Origin of the sequence: Phenylobacterium sp. (assembly GCF_031360265.1) — a bacterium.
Lineage (GTDB): Bacteria > Pseudomonadota > Alphaproteobacteria > Caulobacterales > Caulobacteraceae > Phenylobacterium.
In genome coordinates this window covers 1-20,862 of sequence record NZ_JANMBF010000016.1, presented here as the reverse complement: position 1 = coordinate 20,862, position 20,862 = coordinate 1, and the positions used below count along the sequence as shown (strand labels likewise).

At 67.2% G+C, this 20,862-nt stretch carries 15 protein-coding genes; 10 read left to right on the top strand and 5 right to left on the bottom strand.

Annotation, left to right across the window (positions count from 1 at the left end):
• Positions 1 to 838, bottom strand: an 838-nt coding sequence (locus RMN86_RS01195; protein ID WP_309603996.1) for an MFS transporter, incomplete at its 3' end; no start/stop codon positions are given.
• A 104-nt stretch (positions 839 to 942) separates the two neighbouring features.
• On the opposite strand from RMN86_RS01195, the gene motA reads away from it, so the two are divergent.
• From motA to mnmD, 3 genes are all read left to right on the top strand, one after another.
• Positions 943 to 1,821 carry a flagellar motor stator protein MotA gene (motA, locus tag RMN86_RS01190; protein ID WP_309603995.1) on the top strand — a complete coding sequence of 293 codons (879 nt, stop codon included), beginning with the start codon at positions 943 to 945 and terminating at the stop codon, positions 1,819 to 1,821.
• Positions 1,822 to 1,949: 128 nt separating this feature from the next.
• Positions 1,950 to 2,207 (top strand): hypothetical protein, encoded by a 258-nt coding sequence (locus tag RMN86_RS01185; RefSeq protein WP_309603994.1) that lies wholly within the window; start codon positions 1,950 to 1,952, stop codon positions 2,205 to 2,207.
• A 104-nt stretch (positions 2,208 to 2,311) separates the two neighbouring features.
• Positions 2,312 to 4,600: a tRNA (5-methylaminomethyl-2-thiouridine)(34)-methyltransferase MnmD gene (gene mnmD / locus RMN86_RS01180; protein ID WP_309603993.1), complete on the top strand. Its 2,289-nt coding sequence runs from the start codon at positions 2,312 to 2,314 to the stop codon at positions 4,598 to 4,600.
• Positions 4,601 to 4,779: 179 nt separating this feature from the next.
• Here mnmD and RMN86_RS01175 read toward each other — a convergent pair whose 3' ends face one another.
• From RMN86_RS01175 to RMN86_RS01165, 3 genes are all read right to left on the bottom strand, one after another.
• On the bottom strand, positions 4,780 to 7,749 hold the full coding sequence (locus tag RMN86_RS01175; protein WP_309603992.1) for a TonB-dependent receptor domain-containing protein: 2,970 nt from the start codon (positions 7,747 to 7,749) through the stop codon (positions 4,780 to 4,782).
• A 306-nt stretch (positions 7,750 to 8,055) separates the two neighbouring features.
• Positions 8,056 to 11,007: a TonB-dependent receptor domain-containing protein gene (locus RMN86_RS01170; RefSeq protein WP_309603991.1), complete on the bottom strand. Its 2,952-nt coding sequence runs from the start codon at positions 11,005 to 11,007 to the stop codon at positions 8,056 to 8,058.
• A 207-nt stretch (positions 11,008 to 11,214) separates the two neighbouring features.
• Positions 11,215 to 12,165: a LysR substrate-binding domain-containing protein gene (locus tag RMN86_RS01165; protein ID WP_309603990.1), complete on the bottom strand. Its 951-nt coding sequence runs from the start codon at positions 12,163 to 12,165 to the stop codon at positions 11,215 to 11,217.
• 145 nt (positions 12,166 to 12,310) lie between these two features.
• Here RMN86_RS01165 and katG point away from each other — a divergent pair, with 145 nt between their 5' ends.
• The 6 genes from katG (at position 12,311) to RMN86_RS01135 (ending at position 19,415) form a co-directional block, all read left to right on the top strand.
• Positions 12,311 to 14,524 carry a catalase/peroxidase HPI gene (katG, locus tag RMN86_RS01160; RefSeq protein WP_309603989.1) on the top strand — a complete coding sequence of 738 codons (2,214 nt, stop codon included), beginning with the start codon at positions 12,311 to 12,313 and terminating at the stop codon, positions 14,522 to 14,524.
• A 212-nt stretch (positions 14,525 to 14,736) separates the two neighbouring features.
• Entirely contained in the window at positions 14,737 to 16,008 is a 1,272-nt protein-coding gene (locus RMN86_RS01155; protein WP_309603988.1) for a phage integrase central domain-containing protein, read from the top strand.
• The gene (locus RMN86_RS01150) at positions 16,005 to 16,607 is read left to right on the top strand and encodes a hypothetical protein (protein ID WP_309603987.1); all 603 of its coding nucleotides are present in this window, start codon (positions 16,005 to 16,007) and stop codon (positions 16,605 to 16,607) included. Before RMN86_RS01155 ends, RMN86_RS01150 begins: the two co-directional genes overlap by 4 nt.
• 74 nt (positions 16,608 to 16,681) lie before the next feature.
• Positions 16,682 to 16,921, top strand: coding sequence for a transcriptional regulator (locus tag RMN86_RS01145; protein ID WP_309603986.1), 240 nt, complete (start codon positions 16,682 to 16,684; stop codon positions 16,919 to 16,921).
• A gap of 551 nt (positions 16,922 to 17,472) precedes the next feature.
• Complete coding sequence (locus tag RMN86_RS01140) at positions 17,473 to 18,255, top strand: toprim domain-containing protein (RefSeq protein WP_309603985.1); 783 nt, start codon at positions 17,473 to 17,475, stop codon at positions 18,253 to 18,255.
• A complete protein-coding gene (locus RMN86_RS01135) occupies positions 18,252 to 19,415 on the top strand; it encodes an AAA family ATPase (RefSeq protein ID WP_309603984.1) in 1,164 nt (387 codons plus the stop codon). Before RMN86_RS01140 ends, RMN86_RS01135 begins: the two co-directional genes overlap by 4 nt.
• A 460-nt stretch (positions 19,416 to 19,875) precedes the next feature.
• Here the strand turns inward: RMN86_RS01135 and RMN86_RS01130 are convergent, their stop codons facing one another.
• Positions 19,876 to 20,247, bottom strand: coding sequence for a hypothetical protein (locus tag RMN86_RS01130; RefSeq protein WP_309603983.1), 372 nt, complete (start codon positions 20,245 to 20,247; stop codon positions 19,876 to 19,878).
• Between RMN86_RS01130 and RMN86_RS18115 the strand changes: the two genes are divergently transcribed.
• On the top strand, positions 20,186 to 20,566 hold the full coding sequence (locus RMN86_RS18115; RefSeq protein WP_405041295.1) for an HGGxSTG domain-containing protein: 381 nt from the start codon (positions 20,186 to 20,188) through the stop codon (positions 20,564 to 20,566). The two genes, RMN86_RS01130 and RMN86_RS18115, sit on opposite strands and share 62 nt — an antisense overlap.
• Positions 20,567 to 20,862 lie beyond the last annotated feature (296 nt).

Genomic DNA, 20,862 nt, shown 5'->3' with positions numbered 1-20,862 from the left:
TCGGGTGCTGGGCGGCCAGCGGCGAGACGCCGAGCTTGTCGATGATCAGGAAGCCCAGGGTCTGCTGCTGGGCGGTCTGACAGGTGGCGACGACGAAGCCGTAGATCAGGAACGGGACGACCCGCGGATCGCGCCACATGGGACCGGCTCCGGACGGCGGCCCGGCATTGTCTTCGGCGGCGGCCTCCTCGGGTGTTTCGGCGGTCTTGCGCACGCTCTCCGGCAGGTAGCGCCAGACCATGAACAGCATGGCCGCCGCGATCAGTGCGAAGCTGAACAACGGCCCGGCCAAACCGACCACCGGATAGATGAACAGCGGCGCCAGAAACGGCCCGACCACGGTTCCGATGCCGAAGGCTCCGGCCAGCATGGCCATGGACTGGGTGCGCTGCTCGCGCGGCGTGTGGTCGGCGACATAGGCCTGGGTGGCCGGGTTCGACGCCGAACCGAACAGGCCGAAGAGCGCGCGCGCCAGCAGGAAGGCGATGAAGATCGCCAGCGGCGCAGCCAGGTGGCGCAGGCCCGCGCTGACCACGAATCCGCACAGCGTCATCGAGACCATGAAACCCGACAGACCAACCATCATCAGGGGCTTGCGGCCGTAGCGGTCGGAGGCCCGGGCCCAGAACGGCGACGCCGAGGCCCACAGGATGGCCGAGAGCGAGAACACCGCCACCACCATCTCGTCGGGCATGCCGATCGAGCGGCCGATCGCCGGCAGCACCGAGATCAGGCCGGTGTTGCCCAGGGCGGTGGCCACCGACACGCCGAAGATGATCGCGAAGGCGCGTTTGGGCAGGGCGCTGGGCGTGGGGCTGGTCGGGGCGGCTGAAACCATCCTTTGCCGATTAAGCCCCCCGGCCCGCCCGCGCAAATCGCAAGGCCCGTCCATCCGAAATTAAGCAATAACGGCGAAGGTCTCCGAGGCCCGCGGGAGACCCTATGTTCCAGATTATCGGTATTGTGCTGCTGTTCGGCCTGGTGTTCGGCAGCTTCATCATGACCGGCGGAAAGATCGCCGTGATCCTCGGCGCCCTGCCGCACGAGATGATGGCGATCGGCGGCGCGGCGATCGCGGCCTTCCTGATCTCCAACTCGATGTCGGTGATCAAGGGCTGCGCCGGCGGCATGGGCAAGGTGTTCTCCGGGCCGAAATGGAAGCCGGCCGACTATCGCGACCTGCTGTCGCTTCTCTACCTGCTGACCAAGACCATGAAGTCCAAGGGCGTCATCGCCCTGGAAAGCCACATCGAGACCCCCAAGGAGAGCTCGATCTTCTCGCGCTACCCGAAGATCCTGAAGGACCACTTCGCCGTCGATTTCATCTGCGACACCCTGCGGATGATGACCATGAACCTGGAAGACCCCCACCAGGTCGAGGATGCGATGGAAAAGCAGCTCGAAAAGCATCACCACGAGGCGTTGGGCGCGCCGCACGCGCTGACCAACATGGCCGACGCCCTGCCGGCGCTGGGCATCGTCGCCGCCGTGCTGGGGGTGATCAAGACCATGGGATCGATCACGGAGCCGCCGGCGGTGCTGGGCGAGATGATCGGCTCGGCCCTGGTCGGCACCTTCCTCGGCGTGTTCCTGGCCTATGGCCTGGTCGGCCCGATGGCCACCCGCATGGCCGCGGTGATCGAGGAGGAGACCGCTTTCTACAAGATCATCCAGTCGGTTCTGGTGGCCCACCTGCACGGCAACGCGGCCCAGATTTCTGTCGAGATCGGCCGCGGCAGCGTACCCTCCGGCGCCCAACCCAGCTTCCTGGAGCTGGAAGAAGCCCTGTCGGCGATCCCGCCCGAGGGCGCGCCGGCCTGACCTCCATGCTCGGCCGACCCGTCGGGCGACCCGGCGCCTGGATCTGGGATCACGGAACCGTGAAGTGGAGGCTTGCGCGGTTCGCCAGGCGGCGCATAGTTGACGTCCCCACCAGAGGACCAAACTCCATGACCTCCCAACTGCTCCGCAAGCTGCTCGTCGCCGGCGCCGCCGTCGCCGCGCTTTCCGTGACCGCCTGCAGCAAGCCGGCCGAAAAGACCGACGCTGCCGCAACCGCCGCCGCGCCGGCCGCCGCTGACGCCGCCGCCAGCGCCAATGCCGCCCAGAACGCCGCGGCGACCGCCGCCGACGCCGCCGCCGACGCCAGCAAGGCGACCGACGCCGCCACCCCAGCCCCCGCGCCGGCTGCGCCCGAGAAGAAGTAGGCGACCTGTCGCAAAACGGACCGAAGGGCCGCCCCTCCCCCCGGGGCGGCCCGTTTTCGTCGCGGCCCCCAGTTCCGCCGGCGAATAGCCTATCCTTCGCCGCGATGAGCGACGCCGCCCAGCCCCCGCCCCCCCAGGGGAACGCAGATGAGCCGCCCATCGGGAGCCCGCTCGTCTGGACGGCCGACGGCCAGCCGCGATCGCGGCTCTACGACGACGTCTATTTCTCCGCCGAGGATGGCCTGGCCGAGGCGCGGGCGGTGTTCCTGGCCGGATGCGGCCTGCCCGACGCCTGGCAAGGCCGCCGGCGGTTCGTTGTGGGCGAACTGGGCTTCGGGACCGGTCTGAACGGCCTGGCCCTGATCGACCTGTGGTCGCGGACCCGCCCGCCGGACGGCCGGCTGCACATCTTCTCCGTCGAGGCCCACCCGCTGGTGGTGGCGGAAGCCCGCCGCGCCCTGGCCCGCTGGCCCGAACTGGCGCCGCTGGCCGAGCGCCTGCTCGCCGCCTGGCCCGGCCGGGCCAGCGGCGTCCACCGGCTGGAGTTCGCCGACCTCGGCGTGATCCTCGACGTGGCGGCGGGCGAGGCGGCGACCGCGCTGGACGCCTGGTCCGGCCGGGCCGACGCCTGGTTCCTCGACGGTTTCTCGCCGGCCCGCAATCCGGCCATGTGGCGCGACGAGGTCCTGGCGCTGGTCGCGGCGCGGTCCGCGCCCGGCGCGGTCGCCGCCACCTTCACCGTCGCCGGGGCCGTGCGCCGCGGCCTCGCCGAGGCCGGCTTTGCGGTGGCAAGGGCGCCGGGCTTCGGCCGCAAGCGCCAGCGGCTGACCGCCTGGCTCCCCGGCGCGGCGGAACGCCCCGCGCCCGTCCGGCGCGTCGCCATCATCGGCGCCGGGATCGCCGGCGCCTCGGCCGCCCGCGCGGTCCGGACTCTGGGCGGCGAGGCGGTGGTCTATGACGCCGAGGGCCGCGGCGCGGGCGGCTCCGGCAATCCCGCCGCCCTGGTCACCCCGCGCCTGGACGCCGGCCTGGACACGCCTGCGCGGATCTTCGCGCAGGCCTTTCGCCGCGCCGTGGCCCTCTACGCCGAAGAGCCCGCGGCGATCATCGCCCGAGGTCACCTGCAGCTTGCCTTCCAGCCCCGCGACGTCGCGCGCTTCGCCAGGATCGCCGCGTCGGACCTGTTCGAGCCCGGCGCCCTGGAAATGCTGACTCCCCAGGCGACGGCGGCCCGCCTTGGGGAAGCCGCGCCGACCGCCCTGGCCCAGCACGCCGCCCTGGTGATCGAGCCCGGCCTCATCCTCGCCGCCTGGGCGCCCGAGGTCGTCCAGGCCAAGGTCCACGACCTCAGGCGCGACGACGATGGCTGGAGCCTGCTGGACGTCGAGGGCGCGACGCTGGGCCGCGCCGACGCGGTGATCGTCACCGCCGCCCTGGCCTCCGCCGCCCTGATCCCCGATCTGCCGCTCGCCGCGGTGCGCGGCCAGGTGAGCCTGGTCGCCGCACCGGTGGCCCCGCCCCCGCCGACCGCCTTTGGCGGCTATGTGATCCCCACCCGCTCGGGCCTGCTGTTCGGTGCCACCAACGACCGCGGCGACCAGGCCCGCGACCTGCGCGCCGGCGACCATGCGCGCAACCTGGCGAGCCTTGCCGAAGGGTTGCCCGGCCTGGCGGCGCAACTGGCGGGTCGGCCGCTGGAAGGCCGCGCCGCGATCCGCGCCGTGACCCCCGACTACCTGCCGCTGGCCGGCGCGGCGGCGGGCGGGCGGCCTGGCCTGTTCGTGCTGGCGGGATTCGGCGCGCGCGGATTCACCCTGGCCCCGCTGCTCGCCGAGCATGTGGCGGCGTTGGCCCTGGCGGCGCCCTCCCCCCTGGCGCGGCCCCTGGCGCAGGCCGTCGATCCCGCCCGCTTCGCCCGCCGCGCCGCCCGTCGCGGTTCCTATGCGCCGGGTTTGATCTATATTAGGGCTGCTCGGGGGACATCCGAGGACAGGCCCATGCAAACCAAGCTCGTGTTGACCGCCATGGCGGCGGTGTTGTCGGTGGCGGTCGGCGAGACCCCTGCCCTGGCCAAGGCGCCGGCGCAGACCCGGCCCAACGCCTGTTTCTGGACCCGCAGCGCCGACGGCTTCGCCGCGCAGGGCGATCGCGTCGTCAACGTCCGCGTCGGCGTCAACGATGTCTATCGCTTCGAAATGATGGGCAGTTGCCCCGACATCGACTGGTCCGACCGCATCGCCTTGGTCTCGCGGTCAGGCTCGACGATCTGCACGGGCATGGATGCCGAGATCGTCACCCGCACAGCCATCGGCCCGCAACGCTGCCCGGTCCGCAGCACCCGCAAACTGACCCGCGAAGAGGTGGCCGCCCTGCCCAGAGGCGCACGGCCCTAGAGCCCTTCCCACTCAGGTTGGCTCAACCTGAGTGGAGGAGAAGGGCTCCAGATATAAGCGACGACCCTGTTCTGTCCCGGCTGACTTGAGTCAAGTCAGCCGGGACAGGGTCTAGCGACTCAAGACGACGGGCGCCGGCGTGATGCCGACGCCCGTACTGTCTCTGCGACTCCGTCGGATCAGAACTTCTTGCTGGCCACGACCTTGACGGTGCGGCCGTACGGATTGCCGATGTAGGGATCGTAGCTGTATTCGATGCGCGCCGCCGAGGGCGCCTTGTCGAAGATGTTCAACGCCGAGATCGACAGCGTCGAATTCCAGGGAAGCTCGACCCGGTAGGTAAGGTCAAGCGTCACGAACTTGTCCACCGTCAGGCCGAACGTAATCGGCACGCAGGGCGGATTTGAACTCGCCGCCGAACAGGCCGTGCCGCTGGGGCCGTTCTGCACGAAGATCGGCGTCCGATTGTCCTTGGCGCCGTCCACATAGTTCAGCGTGGCGCGCAGATTGTGGATCCCGCGATTGAAGTTCGCGTAGAAATTGCCGCGCCACTCCGGAATCGTCCCGGGCAGGCGGTTGTAGTTGGTGAAGCCCTTGGCCGAATAGGCCGCGTCGATGGTCACGCCGCCCGCGGTGAACTCGCCGATATCGTACTTCAGGACATAGCTGGCCGCGGCGCCGAAGCCGAGTTCTCCGCCGAACACGTCGTCGATCGTGTAGTCGATGGTGGCGTCGATCCCGGAGGTGTCGAGCGTCGGACCGTTCACCCGATCCGAGCGGATACGCGCGATGTCGTTACCGATGGTGACGCCCTGGACGCAGCTGTTGTTGTTGCTGAAGGTGATCAGCGACCTGAGCGTCGCCCCGCAGTTGACGAACTGGGTGCCATTGCCCGCTCCGGCCACCGAGGAGGCGATGACGTTGGCGGGCACCGATGAGATCTGGCCCTTGATCGCGTAGTTCCAGTAATCGACGATGGCGCGGAAGTGCTTCACCTCGAAGATCGCGCCGAGGTTGAAGGTGGTGGCGGTTTCCGGGCCGATGCCCGGGCTGCCGAAGAAGTCCACGGACTTGAAATTATTGCCCGCCGCGGTGATCCCCGACAGGCCGGTGACGCCGGTCGACGCCCGGTCAGCCGGCGTCGGCCCGCGGAACGTCGTGCCTACCGATCCACGCAGGGCAAGGGCGTCGGTCACCTGCCATTTGACCGCCAGCTTGGGATTGGTGGTCGAGCCGGTCTGGCCGCCGTAGTCCTCGTAGCGCACCGCCAGCTGGGCGTTGACGTTGTCCAGCACCGGAATGTTCAGCTCGCCGAACACGGCCTTGACCTGGCCGTCGACATAGGTCGGCTGGCCCTGGCCCAGGAAGATGAACGGCCCCGTCTTGATGGCGCAGGTCGTCACGCCGACCACCGGGCAGGGCGTCACGCGCGAGTCGGCGAGATCGCTGGCGACGGTGCTGCGGGCCTCCTCGGTGCGCGTCTGGATACCCGCCGCCCAGGCGACGTCTCCGCCGGGAAGGGTCAGACCGGTCTTGCCGTTCACCACCGCGTCGAAGACCAGCAGGCTCTGGCGCGACTCACCCCCTTGAGAGTTCAGCGGGGCGAGCCAGTGGATCAGATCGACACTGTTGGCGTTGGCCGGGATAAAGCCCGGGTTGGTCAGCCCCAGAGCCGGGTTGCTGGCATAGGCGTTGGAAAACGGATTGAAATAGACGCATCCGTTGGCGCCGGCGACCGTGCCGGTGCAGGCCGGGCCGCCGAATCCGTTCAACGCCCGCTGCAGCCGGTCGATCAGGATATCGTTGCCCGCCGAGGTGTTGGTGGCGTCCGAATAGGTGAGCGCGAGATCATAGCCGATGCTGTCGGTAATCTGCCCCTTGAAGCCGGCGGAGACCCGATACATTTCGAACGACCGGCTCGAGGTGTAGCCGCCGAGTCCGCTTTCGCCAGGACGGCCGCCGGCGCCCAGCGGCCGGAACAGCGTCAACGATGCGTTGTCGGCGATCCCGATCAGGGCGCCGAGGCCCGCCTGTGTCAGGGCCGCGTTGAAACCGGGATTGGTGCTGGGCACCGTGAACACCCCGACGCTGCCGGGGCCGTTCGGACCGGAGGTCGGCGGATAGCCGGGGGAGCTGCGGCCGTGCGGCGTGTCGGTCTTGGCGTACAACGCCTCGGCGTGGAAATGGGTCGTCGCGTTGAGGTCGAAATTCACCTCGCCATAGGCCTGATAGCGGAATTCGTCCTCGATCAGGTTGTCGAACGGCACATAGGTGAAATAGCAGGCCGCGGTGTTGCCGCTGAATCCGACGAAGCCGCCCACTGCGGCGCAGTTGCCGTCCCGGGTGACCCCCGCCACCGGTGTCGCGCCCCTTCGAGGCAGGAACGCCGGGGGCTGGCCCAGGATCGACCAGCCTGACGGGTTCGTAAGATAGGGCTGGTTGGCCCAGCTGCGCTTAGTGCTGGAAAGCTCCGAACGGCGCTGATACCCGAGGCTCAACAGCACGTTGCCGTTGTCGAAGACATGGCCCCAGGCGCCGTTGATTCCGTAGTCGCCGTTGGACCCCTTGACGTAGCGATAGTCGGCGTTGACCTCGAGTCCCTCGAGGTTTCTGCGGGTGATGAAATTGACCACCCCGCCGATCGCGTCCGATCCGTAGGTCGCCGCCGCGCCGTCCTTGAGGATCTCCACCCGAGCGATGGCGGCCACCGGCATCAGGTTGGTGTCGACGCCCTGGCTGCCCGCGCCCGGCGAGACCGTCGAGCGGCGGCCGTTCAGAAGCACCAGCGTCCGCTGGCTGCCAATGCCGCGAAGATTGATGCTGCCGGCGCCCGGCTGGCCCTGGGCCCCGGTGCTGAACTGATTGGAATCCCCGATCACCGGCCCGCTGATGGGCAACGACTTGATCAGATCGAGCGTCGACGGAGAGCCCTTCTTGGCCAGCTCCTCCTTGCCGATCACCTCGATGGGAAGAGCCGCCTTCTCCGACGAGCCGGCGATGTAGGAGCCGGTGACGACGACCTCGCTGACGGCGGCCGTGGAGGCGGCCGGGGCGGTCTTGGTGGTCTGGGCCGCGGCGCCTTGCGCCAGTCCCATCGTCAGCGCGACGGCCAACGCCGAGCCGCCGCAGAAATATCTGCTCTTCAACATATGCGGGTTCCTCCCCCTGATGCGCGTCGTCCCCGTCTGATGCGGGGCTTTCCGCCGTAAAGAAGCCATCATCTGTCGGCTTTGCGGCCAGCGCCAGAGATTTTCTGCTGCGACACATCGCGCCGGCGGGCGGCGATGGGTCCGTCCGGTGCGGGGGGCGCCGAAGGCGCTGATTCAAAGGTCCGCGATCAGCGGCGGCGTGTTGCAAAAACGTCGCGCCGAAAAACCCGCCCCGCCCGCAGAGATCAAAATGACGACGGCGCCGCCGACAATGCCGGCGACGCCCTGGTCATTGGCGTGCCGGGCCTAGAAGCGTTTTTGCAGGCCCACCTTGAACGTCCGGCCCAATGGATTGCCGATGAACGGATCGTAGCTCAGCTCGATCCGCGCCTTGGACGGCTCGGTGTCGAGCACATTGAACACCGTCGCGGTGATCGTGTAGTCGCGGGGCAGGGCCAGGCGATAGGTGAGGTCGTGCGAGATGAACGAGGCCACCTTGAGGCCCTGGGTGGTGAGCTGGCAATTTGTCGCCGTGCCGGCCACGGCGTTGGCCACGTTGCAGTTGGTCGAGGGCCCGGTCTGAACCGTGGTGGGACCGCGATTGTCCTTGGCGCTGTCCACATAGTTCAGCGTCCAGCGCAGGTTGTGCGGGCCGCGGCTGTAATCGGCATAGAACAGGCCGCGCCATTTGGGAATCGTGCCGGGCAGGCGATCATAGTTGGTGAAGCCGGCCGCCTGGTAGGCCGGCGAAACCGTGACCCCGCCGAACGCGAAGGCGTCCTGCTTGTAGTTCAGGATGTAGCTGACATTGCCGCCCAGCTCGACGTTGCCGTCCAGGACGTCGTCGAACCGGTAGGTGACATCGGCGTCGATACCGTCGGTGCGGACGGTCGGCCCGTTGGTGGTGTCGGAGCGCACGCGGGCGATGTCGTTGCCCACCGTGACACCCTGGGTGCAGGCGTTGCCGTTGTTGAAGGTGATCAGGCCCCGCAGCGGGCTGGCGCAGTTGACCGTCTGGCTGCCGTTGCCGGTGCCGGCGACCGCGGTGGCGACGATGTTGGCCGGCACATTGACGATCTGGTTGTCGAGCTTGTAGCTCCAGTAGTCGATCGTCGCGGTCAGATGGTCGGTCTGGACGATGGCGCCGACACTGTAGGTCAGGGCTTTTTCAGGCCCGGTGGCGGGATTGCCGAAGAAGTCCACCGATTTGAAGTTGTTGCCGGCCGAGGTGATCCCCGAAAGGCCGGTCGTGCCAGTGGGCGCCACATTGCTCGCCGTCGGTCCCCGGAACGAGGTGCCGACCGACCCGCGCAGGGCGATCCAGTCGGTCAGCTTCCACTTCGCCCGGAACTGCGGATTGGTGGTCGATCCGGTCTGGCCGCCATAGTCCTCATAGCGGATAGCCAGCTGAGCGTTGATCGCGTCGGAGACCGGGATGTTCAGCTCTCCGAACGCGGCCCAGACGCTCTGTTCCAGGCGCAGCGGGATGTTCTGGCCCAGGAAGATATAGGGGCCGGTCTTGAACGCGCAGGTGGTCACGCCCGACACCGGGCAAGGCGTGATGTTGGCGTCGTAGAAGGGACTGCCAATCGACTGTTCGTAGGTAATCTTGCGGTACTGCGTCCCCGCCGCCCAGCCAATGTCACCCCCCGGCAGGGTGAACGGCAGCTTCCCGTTGAACACGGCGTCGGCGATGAAGGTGGTCTGGGTGGCCAGGAATTTCTGGCGGTCGAACAGCGAGGCCACCAGCGCCGGATCGTTGGCGTTGGCCGACACGAAGCCCGGATTGACCAGGCCGCGGGCCGGGTTTCCGGCGTAGGCATTGGAGAACGGGTTGTAGTATTGGCACCCGTTCGCGCCAGGCGTTGTCCCGGTGCAGCCGGAGCCGCCGAAGCCGTTCAGCGCGCGCTGCAGCCGATCGATGAGAATGTCGGTGGTCTGCTGGTCCTGCCACTCGCGGATATAGGACCCACCCAAAGCATAGCCGATGTCGGCGATGCCGGTGTCGCCCTTGAGGTTCGCCGAAACCCGGAACTCTTCATATTTGCGGCTGCCGCTCTGTCCGCCGAGCCCGCCGGTGGAATTGTTGCCGCCGTTTGCGAACGGCCGCCACAGCGTCGCCAGCGCGCTTTGCGCCACGCCGTTCAGGGCGCTGTTGCCGGTCTGCGCCAGGAAGGTGGCGAAACCCGGGTTGGACGCCGGAACGCTGTAGACGTTGACGCTGCCCGGGCCGTTGGGGCCGGAGGTCGGCGGGTAGCCCGGCGAGAAGCGGATCGCGGGGATCGAGGTCTGGGCGTAGAGCGCCTCGATGTGGAAATCGGACTTGTCGCCAACCTTGGCGTTGAACTCGCCATAGGCCTGATACTGGTCCTGCCGCTCGACCACGTTGTCGAAGGGAATATAGCTGAAATAGCAGGCCGGTGTCGTGCCGGTGAAGCCCGCGAAACCGCCGACCGCGGCGCAGTTGGCGTCCATCGCGAAGCCGACCGTGGTCCCCGTGCCACCGGCTCCGTTCTTGATGGTGAATTCGCCGGGATTGCCAAGCACCGACCAGCCGGACGGGTTCACCAGATAGGGCGCCAGCGTCCAGTCGCGCTTGGTGGTGCTGAGTTCCGCGCGGTGCTGGTATCCGGCGCTGAGCAGCAGGTTCGAGGTGTCGCCGCTCCAGCCGTAGAGCAGGCTGGCGGTATAGTCTCCGTCCGACCCCGAGACGTAGCGATAGTCGCCACTGACCTCGAGGCCCTTGAAGTTTTTGCGGGTGATGAAGTTCACCACACCGCCGATGGCGTCAGAGCCATAGGTCGCCGCGGCGCCGTCCTTCAGCACCTCCACCCGCCCGATGGCGGCCACCGGCAAGAGGTTGGTGTCGGCGGTGTAGCCGGCGAACCGCTCGCCGTTCAGCAGGACCAGGGTGCGTTGCGCGCCCAGCCCGCGGATATTGATCGTGCCGCCGCCGCTGCGCCCCTGGGCCGCGGTGGAGAACTGGTTGGAATCGCCCAGCACCGGGCCGATGATCGGCAAGGTCTTGATCAGCTCGACGATGTTCGGGCTGCCGCGTTTTTCGATGTCCGCCTGGGTCATGACGGTGACCGGAATGGCGGTGGTCTTGGGCGTCCCGGCAATGAACGAGCCGGTGACCACGACCTCGGTCACGTCGGTCGAGGCTGTCGCGGCAGCCGCGGCGCTGGCCGCCCCAGGCAGGCCAGCGGCCAGGATGACGGCCAGCATCGAACTGGCGCCGAGATAGATGATCTTCATGTTCGCTCCCTGCCCGACCTTTCACGCCTCTCCGGGCGCGGTTCGACTCGTGGCTCGGGGACTTATGCGCCAAGTTGATTCCAATTCGAAAGCGACAAACCACCGCGCCGCGCAATGCATTTCAGGTTGCGGCATCGCCGCAACAATCCGCCGGACACGGCGCATATCAGGCGCGCAAGACCCTCCAATCCGGGCCTGCCCCGGACGCTAGACCATCCCGGCCGCCGCACCCTCCGCGAAACCGCGCAGGCGCGTGGCGATGACGTCGCCGACCGCCTCTACGGCCGCGGACCGCGGGAAGTGCGTTCGCCAGGCGATGCGGACCGTACGGCCGGTCGGCGTCGCCAACGGCCGCAGCACGATCCCGGCGTCCTGCGCCGACCCGGCGGCGAGCCCGGGGACCAGCGTCGTTCCGTAGCCGGCAGCCACCATGTTGAGCAAGGTCGGCAGGCTCGACGCCCGCAGCGCGCCGCTCAGCGCCCCGCCCTGCCCGCAGGCCGCCAGCGCCTGGTCGCGCAGGCAATGCCCCTCCGCCAGGACCAGGATATCGTGCGCCAGGTCCGCCTCGGCGATGACTTCGCGGCTGGCCAGCGGATGCTCCGGCGGCAGCGCGGCGAGGAAGGGCTCGGCAAACAGCGGCCGGCTGGCGAGGTCCGGGCCGTCCACGTCGGTCGCCAGCAGGGCGGCGTCCAGATCATGGGCGCGCAGCCGGTCGAGCAGCGCCGCGGTCTGGTCCTCCCAGGGTTCGACCTCGAGCGCGGGGAGCGCCTGGCGCAGTGGCGCGATCACCAACGGCAGCAGATAGGGCGCCAGTGTCGGGATGACGCCCAGGCGTAAACGCCCGGAGAGCGGATCACGCTGGTTGCGCGCCACGGCGATCATCGCCTCCGCCTCGGCCACCGCTTCGCGGGCGTGGCCGATCATCCGGTCCAGGGCGGCGGTCGGTGTGACCGCCTTGCCGCCGCGCTCGAACAACGCGACGCCAAGCAAATCCTCCAACTTGCGAACCTGAACGGAAAGTGTCGGCTGGCTGACGCCGCAGGCCCTGGCCGCTCGGCCGAAATGCTGATGCTCAGCCAAGGCCAGCAGGTAGCGGAGATCGCGGATATTCATTCGACACACGAGGCGATATTCATAGGTGATAACTATCACGATCATTGAAAAATTGCGATTACATTTATCGTCAGGGGGACTAGAACTGCTCCACCCTCATCGGCCGGTTGAAACCGGATCGTCTCGCAAGCGCGTCACGGTCTCGATTTGCGGACCGGATCAATCGGCTAAGCCAGAATCGGAATCCAAGATGGACGGAGAAGACATCGTCGAGCCCACGACAAAGTGCCCGCTGAGGCACGGCGTACGGTTCCACACGAGTTTCGGGGGCCGGTCGAACCGCGACTGGTGGCCGAACCAGCTGAACCTGAAGATCCTTCACCAGCATTCGCCGGCGTCCAGCCCGATGTCGGAAGCGTTCAACTACGCCAAGGAAGTCGACAGCCTCGACGTCGCGGCTCTGAAGGCGGACCTCGCGGCGCTGATGACCAATTCGCAGGCCTGGTGGCCGGCCGACTACGGCCACTACGGACCGTTCTTCGTGCGGATGGCGTGGCACAGCGCGGGCACCTACCGCACCGGTGACGGTCGCGGGGGCGCGGGCTCGGGCACGCAGCGCTTTGCCCCGCTCAACAGCTGGCCGGACAATGGCAACCTGGACAAGGCGCGCCGGCTGATCTGGCCGATCAAGCAAAAGTACGGCAACCGGATTTCGTGGGGCGACCTGATGATCCTGGCCGCCGACGTCGGCATGGAAACCATGGGCTTCAAGACCTTCGGCTTCGGCTTCGGCCGGGTCGACGTCTGGGAACCCGCCGAGGACGTCCACTGGGGGGCCGAGGACACCTGGCTCGGCGACGCGCGCTACCAGGGCGAACGCCAGCTCGACAAGCCGCTGGCCGCCGTTCAGATGGGCTTGATCTATGTCAACCCCGAGGGGCCGAACGGCACGCCGGATCCGCTGGCCTCGGCGCACGACATTCGCGAGACTTTCGCGCGCATGGCCATGGACGACGAGGAGACCGTCGCCCTGATCGCCGGCGGCCACACCTTCGGCAAGGCGCACGGCGCAGGTGACGCCGATCAGGTCGGTCGCGAACCGGAAGGGGCCAGCATCGTCGAGCAGGGCCTCGGCTGGAAAAACAGCTTCGAGAGCGGCAAGGGCGTACACGCGATCACCAGCGGTCTGGAAGGCGCCTGGACGCCGAACCCGATCAAATGGGACAACGGCTACTTCGACACCCTGTTCGGCCACGAGTGGGAACTGACCCGCAGCCCGGCCGGCGCTCAACAGTGGACGCCGAAAGACCTCGCCGCGCGAGATCTCGTGCCGGACGCGCACGATCCGTCCAAGCGGCATGCGCCGATGATGGCGACGACGGATATCGCCCTGATCGTCGACCCGGCCTATGCGGTGATTTCCAAGCGCTTTCATCAGAACCCGGATCAGTTTGCCGACGCCTTCGCCCGCGCCTGGTTCAAGCTGACCCACCGCGACATGGGCCCGATCGCCCGCTATCGCGGCCCGCTGGTGCCCAAGGACGTGCTGATCTGGCAGGACCCGGTGCCGGCCGTCGATCATCCGCTGGTCGATGGCCGGGACATCGCCGACCTGAAGGCCCGGATCCTGGCGTCGGGTCTGACGGTGTCACAGCTGGTTTCGACCGCCTGGGCCTCGGCTTCGACCTTCCGCGGTTCCGACAAGCGCGGCGGGGCGAACGGCGCCCGCATCCGGCTGGCGCCACAGAAGGACAGGGCGGTCAATCAGCCGGCTCAGCTGGCGACCGTGCTGGCGGGCCTCGAAGCCATCCGTTCGGCGTTCAACGCGGCGCAGACCGGCGGCAAGAAGGTGTCGCTGGCCGATCTGATCGTGCTGGCCGGCTCCACCGCCGTCGAACAGGCCGCCAAGGCGGCGGGGCACGCCCTGGAGGTCGCCTTCACGCCGGGCCGCACCGACGCCTCACAGGATGAGACCGACGTGGAGTCCTTCGCCGTGCTCGAACCGGCCGCCGACGGCTTCCGCAACTACCTGACGCCGGACCAGGCCCTGACGGCGGAGGAACTGCTGCTCGACCGCTCGCAACTGCTGACCCTGAGCGCGCCGGAAATGACCGTGCTGGTCGGTGGCCTGCGGGTGCTGAACGTCAACACCGGCCAGTCCCCGGACGGGGTCTTCACCCAGCGTCCGGAGACCCTGACCAACGACTTCTTCGTCAACCTGCTCGACATGGGCACGACGTGGACGGCGACCTCGGAAGACGAGGTCGGGTTCGAAGGCCGCGACCGGACGACCGGCGAGCTGAAGTGGACCGGGACGCGGGTCGATCTGATCTTCGGCTCGAACTCGCAGCTGCGCGCGCTGTCGGAGGTCTATGCCCAGTCGGACTCGCAAGGGGCCTTCGTGCGGGCCTTCGTGGCGGCGTGGACCAAGGTGATGAACCTGGACCGCTTCGACCTCGCCTGATCCGGGCCTCCGGGCGCAGCTGGCCTTCAGCTGCGTCCGGGCGATGGTGGACGCGACATCCGCCTCCGTAGAACTTCTGAAGACCGCAGGTAGCTGCACAGAGACCCATCCCGCGAGGGACACCCGTGACGGTCGCGCCGCACCTCGTCGCTTGACACCGCATACAGCCGCACATCTTGTGATGGGTGTAATGTTGGGAGCGGGGATCGCGGATGGGACGCAAGGCTGAAGAACTAGGGCCGTTGGCAGTATCGCGCCTGAAGGATCCTGGGCTCCATGCGGTCGGGGGGGTAGCGGGCCTCTACCTTCAGGTCGGGCGAAACTTCAAGCCTGCTAATGGCCCGGACGAACCGATGCAGGGGCATCGCACCTGGGTTCTTAGATACATGGCCGCCGGGAAACGGCGCGACATGGGTCTGGGAGGTTTTCCAGACGTGACAGTCGGCGGCGCCCGTGATGCGGCGCGACGGGCGCGGGAGAAAATCGACATTGGCCAAGACCCGATAGAGGCACGGCGCGCTGCAAAGTTGGCGATGATAGCCGACGCGTCAAAGGCTGTGACCTTCGAGGAAGCCGCAAAGGCCTACATGGCTGCCCATGAAGCGAGCTGGCGAAATGCCAAGCATCGAGAGCAGTGGCGCAACACCCTAAAGGGTCTGGCCTACCCTCACATCGGCAAGCTGGGCGTGCGCGACATCGAAGTCGCTCACGTCCTAAATGTGCTGGAGCCCATTTGGCAGGGGCGAACCGAAACCGCGACTAGGCTTCGCGGCCGGCTGGAGTTGGTGCTCGATTGGGCTACCGCCCGCGGCTACCGCGACGGGCTGAACCCTGCGCGCTGGCGGGGTCACCTCGACAAGATGCTGCCTAACCCGTCGAAGATCAAAACGAGGGGCCACCTCACGGCGCTGCCGCTTTCCGAACTGCGGGACTTCATGGAGCGGCTGCGTCTTGTCGATGGCATGGGTGCCCGCGCGGTGGAGTTCGCCGTGTTGACCGCAGCCCGCTCCGGCGAAGTTCGTGGCGCCACCTGGGCGGAGATCGACCTCGTTGAAAAACTCTGGACCATCCCCGCGCTGCGCATGAAAGCGGGCAAAGAACACCGGGTCCCCTTGTCGCCAAAAGCTGTTGAACTGCTTGGGCGGCTGCCGAAGATCGGGGGAACCGATCTGGTCTTTTCTGCCCCGCGAGGCGGCATCCTCTCCGATATGACGCTGATCGCAGTCCTGCGCCGAATGGAGGTGGACGCCACCGTGCACGGGTTCAGGTCAGTGTTCCGAGATTGGTGCGGAGAGCATACGAACTTCCCGCGTGAGGTTGCCGAAGCCGCTTTGGCGCACGCCATAGGTAGCTCGGTCGAGCGCGCCTACCGTCGAGGAGACGCCCTGGAAAAGCGGCGCAAATTGATGGACGCATGGGCGCGGTTTTGCGCGGAGCCATCGATCTCCGGCGTTACGCCTATCAATCAGAGGGCGCGCGCGTGAAGGACGCGCCCCGGCGTCCGCGAAATCCAAGAGTGGAGCTTAGGGGCTTCATAGAGGAGCTCAAGAAGCTGGCGGACCTCGCCCTCGAAGAAAAGGGTCAGCTAGCACCGGGTGAGGGGGAAGATCGGGGAGACGATGAAACCGTCCGTCGCGTTCGCGAACGTCTCGACTGGGTTCCCGACGAGCTTTTTACACTACTGCGGGGCGAGGGTTTTGCAGATGCCTCGACAGCCGATCACTACGCCTATTGTGTTCACAGCGCCTTGGGCGCGGCCTTCGTTATCGGCAGCCGGACCACGATCAGCAATTCCGCGAGCGCGGCGGACCAGCGACTGCGGGTGCAAACGGCTCGGGATGCCAAGAAAGCCCAGGACGCCCCGAAACGATCTTGGCTTAGGGCCACCATCCTTCGAGAGGCAGGTCGAGCGGAACTGGAAGACACGGACAAATTCGCGGAGTCATTGCGAGACGGAGTTCTCCTGAAGCTCAACGAGAATGCGGGCATCACCGCTGAAGAAGGCTGGCCCTCCGTATCGACCATCAGGCGCGCTGTAAGAGATATCATGGCGGACGCGCAAAAAAATCCAGGTTCACTCTAGAAGTCTGAGGATATCGACCCTTCCGTCTCGACGGAGGAACGCCATTGTCCGCGCCTCACCGCAGAGGAACGCAGATGAACATCATTTCAAGAACTCAACAGATCAAATCGGGCATTGAGGAGTTCGACCGGCTGCCCGACGCAGCACACGTGCGCTTGCCCGTCGTCCAAGTGCTCTATGGCTGCTCGGAAGATACGGTGCAGCGGGGCGTCGCGGCGGGCCGTATCCCGAAGCCTCGAAAGCTGAGCCCGCGAGCCAACGTCTGGAACGTGGGTGAACTGCGCGCCGCGCTAGCACGCGTCCGCGCGGCTTGATGCGGTGGTCCATCAACCGGGGGCGCCGCCCTTAAATGGCGAAAGGGCCGCCCCGGCCAGGGCGACCCCTCCTCACTTCATGCGCCTCGCAACGCGCGGAAAACCTACAGCCGCGCGTGTCGCCTTTCAACAGGGGCGCGTTCGATGAGCAATCTCAGCGGAGCGGGAGGCAAACCCGAAGGCCGCCAAAATCAGGTCCTGCGCGGACTTGAGCCCGGCCCAGGCACCGCCGAAGAGATCGGCGTTAGGATCGGGCTACACTGGTACCTAATCCGACCACGGCTAAGCGAACTTAAGGAGCTTGGGCTTGTCACCAAAACCGGCGAGCGCGGTCGCGGCGCTCTAGGCGGGTCGGTCATCCGCTGGCGGCTGACCACTCCCGACGAACGAGCCGTCTTTGCGGCCGACCTGGCGGCGAGTGCGTCGTGATGGCGTTGGGACCGCCCGCCACCATGCCGCTTCACCGCATCCGGGATATCGTCCGCCGCATCGGTGGTGATATCTCCGCCGGTGGAACTCAGGCGCTCGTACCCGGACCGGGTCACTCCAGGGTGGACCGATCCCTCAGTCTTCGCCTCATCGGCTCCGCCCTCCTCTGGCACAGTTTCGCAGGTGACTCCGCGCGCGATGTTTGTCGCCACCTTGGCGTCGAGCGCGCGACGCAGGCGACGCCGGCTGAGCTGAAGCGCACGGCGCAGGAGCGCAGGGCGGCCGAGCGAGCGCACCTGGCGGTGGTGACAGAGTTCTGTCGCAAGGTCTGGGCGGAAACCCACGCCGCCGATGGCTCGCCCGTCGAGCGCTATCTCCGCGAGGCGCGGGGCCTGCCCTGCTCGATCCCGACTGCGCTGCGGTTCCACGAGGCCGCGCCGATGAACTACGAGCGCAGCGCGCGCAGCCCGGCCATGGTCGCCATCGTCACCGGCCCTCGCGGCAACGCCGTTGGCCTCCACATCACGGCGCTGAAGCCGGACGGATCGGACAAGGCGTTCGCCCACCGATCACGCCGGATGTTCGGACCCGTGAAGGGCGGCGCCGTGCAGCTCTCCGAAATCGGGGACACGCGCGAACTTGCGGTCGGCGAGGGGATCGAGAGCGCGCTTTCGTTTGCCACGCTGAACGCCGTGCCGACCTGGGCCGCGCTGTCGACTAGTGGCCTCCGCAGCTTCGATCCGCCGGCCGGCCTGGCGCGCCTCCTGGTCGCCGCCGACAACGATGCGGCCGGCGTCGGGGCTGCGCGGGCTCTCGCCGAACGTGCCGCGCGTCGGTGCGAGGTGGTGATCTTGGCGGCCCCGGCGGGCGATTGGAACGACGAGCTGCGCGGGCGCGGCGCGTGAGTGGCGCTCCCCCTGTCAAGGGTGAGGTCTTCGGCTTCAGCGGAACGGTGGTCACGTCTTCATGGATCGAGGAGACGACGGTCGGGGTCGAGGAGTGGCTGATCGACGGCCTCGTACCTCGCGCCTCCTACACCGGGATTTTCGGACGCCGCGGCGCTGCGAAGTCATTCCTCGCGCTCGACATGGCCTGCCGCGGTGCGGCGGGACTACCCTTCCTCGGCCGCGAGACCGAGCGGTTCGGGTCCGTCTACTGCGTGGGAGAGAAAAAGAGCCGCTTCGGAAAGCGGATTGAGGCCTGGAAGCTGACCAACGGGGCCGAGCGGACACCCTCGGGGGTCCTGTTCCGCTGGGGATGCCCGAACCTCCTCGATGAGGCCGAGGTCGGCGACTTCATTGCCGAGGTGAGCGCCTTGCGGCCGGAGTTCATCCGCCGGGGCGCACCGCTCAGGGCGGTCTTCTTGGATACCCTGGCCCGTTGCTTGAAGCACCGCAACGTCAGCGACCCTGACGCCAGCGGGACGGCCATCGAAGCCATTCAGCGTATCGTCGATGAATGCGGGGTGACGGTGTTGCCGCTGGCCCATGTCGCGAAGGCCGACGGCTCCCTGACGCAGAAGGGCGCCGGGGAGTGGGAAGACGCAGCCGACGCACTGATCAGGATCGACCGGAAGGAGCAGGAGGCCACCCGCACGGTCACGCTCACGAAGCAGTCGGACGAGGCTGACGGCCTGGCGTTCGCATTCGAGCTGGAGGTGATCGACGTGGGCGTGAGCGCGGGCGGCAAGCGCATCAATTCCTGCGTCATCCGGCAGGTCGAGGCTCCCGAGAGCGGGACAAGTCACGCTCATGTCCGCCTGAACGCTGCGGCCATGTTGGTGAGCCGGGCGCTGAGCCGTTTGCTCGATGAGGGACAGGCCGGGTTTGTCCCGCCAGCGCCGGGCGTCGACCCGGGAAAGACGCGGGGTGTCACGCTCGATCAGCTCCGCGATCAGGCCTTTGCACTGGGTCTTCAGCGCCCATCCGAACCCCCAGGAGATGCCCCTGACGTCGAGAGGCGGAAGTGGCTGGACGCTCGAAAGAAGGCGTTCCAACGCGCAGTCGAGCGGCTTCAGGAAGCCCGCAAAATCAGACAGGAAGGAAATTGGGTGTGGGAGATTTGAACCATCGTCGGGACATTCGGGACACTGCGGGACAAATGGAAGTTGTCCGGCAGGTGGCGGCACCTTCAGCGCCGTCCGTAGCGGGACAGACAGGACACCCCTTCCTTAGAAGGGTGTCTTTTGTCCCGTTGTCGGCAATGGCCGCCGGAACTGTGCCGGCGAAGCTTCAACCGTTCAACCTGGCGGCCGAAACGTGACCGCTCGGAAGGAACCGCTCCGGCGCCACGGGCCTGAAGCTGCCAGGGGGCGGCCTTGGGTGACCACCGACCCGCACAACGACGACAAGCGTGAGTTATCGGCTGCCGCCAAGCGAACGTTGTCGCGCCCGCCGCCCGTCCCGATCCAGACACGTTCCGGCCCAAAAGGTTTCGAGTTGGGGTCCACTTTCGACGACCCACTTCAGCTCGCCGTCAGGCTCGCGGACGTGTGCGGCACTCGGTCAAGCGCCTGGACCAAGAAGCTAGTAACCGACCTCTTGAACCTCGGAAACGACGGTGATCCCGCACAGGCCGGAGCGGCTTTGGAGGCCGGGCTTGCCTTCTTGAACGGAGGTGCACCGGGCAATGAGATCGAAGCCGCGCTCCTCAGCCAGATGTTCGCGATCCACACAATGACCATGACCATGGCGCAGCGAGCGGCGCAGCTTGAGAACGCGGAACACGTCAGGCAGTGCGCCGAACTGGCCAACAAGAGTGCGCGTACGTTTGCCGCCCAGGCCGAGGCGCTCGCCAAGATGCGGAATGCGGGAAAGCAGGTTGTAGAGGTCGTTCATGTCCATAAAACCGTCCACGTCGCGCCCGGCGCTCAGGCCATCGTCGGGGACGTGCATCATGGCGGGGGCGGGGGGGTGCGAGCTGAAACCAAGCAACAATCCCAAGAACCGCCATCGATCACCGATGGAAGCGGCGCGGACCTCGCCCCGATGTGGCGCTCAGACGCGGTCGGGACCGCCATGCATGGCACCGGCGGTGAACGGCAAGAAGCGGTGCCGGATGCATGGGGGAACGAACCCCGGCGCCCCCGCAGGACCCGCCAACGGTAACTGGCGGCACGGCCTTTACAGCCGCGAGATGCTCCAGATGCGGCGTGAACTCAACGCGGCGCGCCGCGGGATCAGGGACATGAAGGTCGCCAAGGCAAATTCCGGGTGAGAACTTCGCGATCCGCCACTGGGTACGCACCGGCGGATCACGGTGTCCGGCTTCGCCACAATCGCACGAGTGATAGCGGCGCGACATGACGACACCTGCTCGCCGTCTGTTCCGACCGAGACCCAATGATCAGGCGGCGCAAAATCCTTCCAATGTTGGGCCTGTAGACCGGGCGCAGCCAGCGCGCGGACTGATTGTCCTCGCAGAGATACTACTCGCCGCCCGCGTTAGGTCACGCGGGTGTAAGTCTTCCCATCAAGCACGCGTTGGACCTGATCGACGTTGAGCGCGCCGCT

What these genes read in the sequence shown, in the direction of transcription:
- motA (WP_309603995.1), top strand. Translation starts at nt 943, where the DNA reads ATGTTCCAGATTATCGGTATTGTGCTGCTGTTCGGCCTGGTGTTCGGC.
- RMN86_RS01185 (WP_309603994.1), top strand. Translation starts at nt 1,950, where the DNA reads ATGACCTCCCAACTGCTCCGCAAGCTGCTCGTCGCCGGCGCCGCCGTC.
- mnmD (WP_309603993.1), top strand. Translation starts at nt 2,312, where the DNA reads ATGAGCGACGCCGCCCAGCCCCCGCCCCCCCAGGGGAACGCAGATGAG.
- RMN86_RS01175 (WP_309603992.1), bottom strand. Translation starts at nt 7,749, where the DNA reads ATGTTGAAGAGCAGATATTTCTGCGGCGGCTCGGCGTTGGCCGTCGCG.
- RMN86_RS01170 (WP_309603991.1), bottom strand. Translation starts at nt 11,007, where the DNA reads ATGAAGATCATCTATCTCGGCGCCAGTTCGATGCTGGCCGTCATCCTG.
- RMN86_RS01165 (WP_309603990.1), bottom strand. Translation starts at nt 12,165, where the DNA reads ATGATCGTGATAGTTATCACCTATGAATATCGCCTCGTGTGTCGAATG.
- katG (WP_309603989.1), top strand. Translation starts at nt 12,311, where the DNA reads ATGGACGGAGAAGACATCGTCGAGCCCACGACAAAGTGCCCGCTGAGG.
- RMN86_RS01155 (WP_309603988.1), top strand. Translation starts at nt 14,737, where the DNA reads ATGGGACGCAAGGCTGAAGAACTAGGGCCGTTGGCAGTATCGCGCCTG.
- RMN86_RS01145 (WP_309603986.1), top strand. Translation starts at nt 16,682, where the DNA reads ATGAACATCATTTCAAGAACTCAACAGATCAAATCGGGCATTGAGGAG.
- RMN86_RS18115 (WP_405041295.1), top strand. Translation starts at nt 20,186, where the DNA reads ATGTCCATAAAACCGTCCACGTCGCGCCCGGCGCTCAGGCCATCGTCG.
- RMN86_RS01130 (WP_309603983.1), bottom strand. Translation starts at nt 20,247, where the DNA reads ATGATGCACGTCCCCGACGATGGCCTGAGCGCCGGGCGCGACGTGGAC.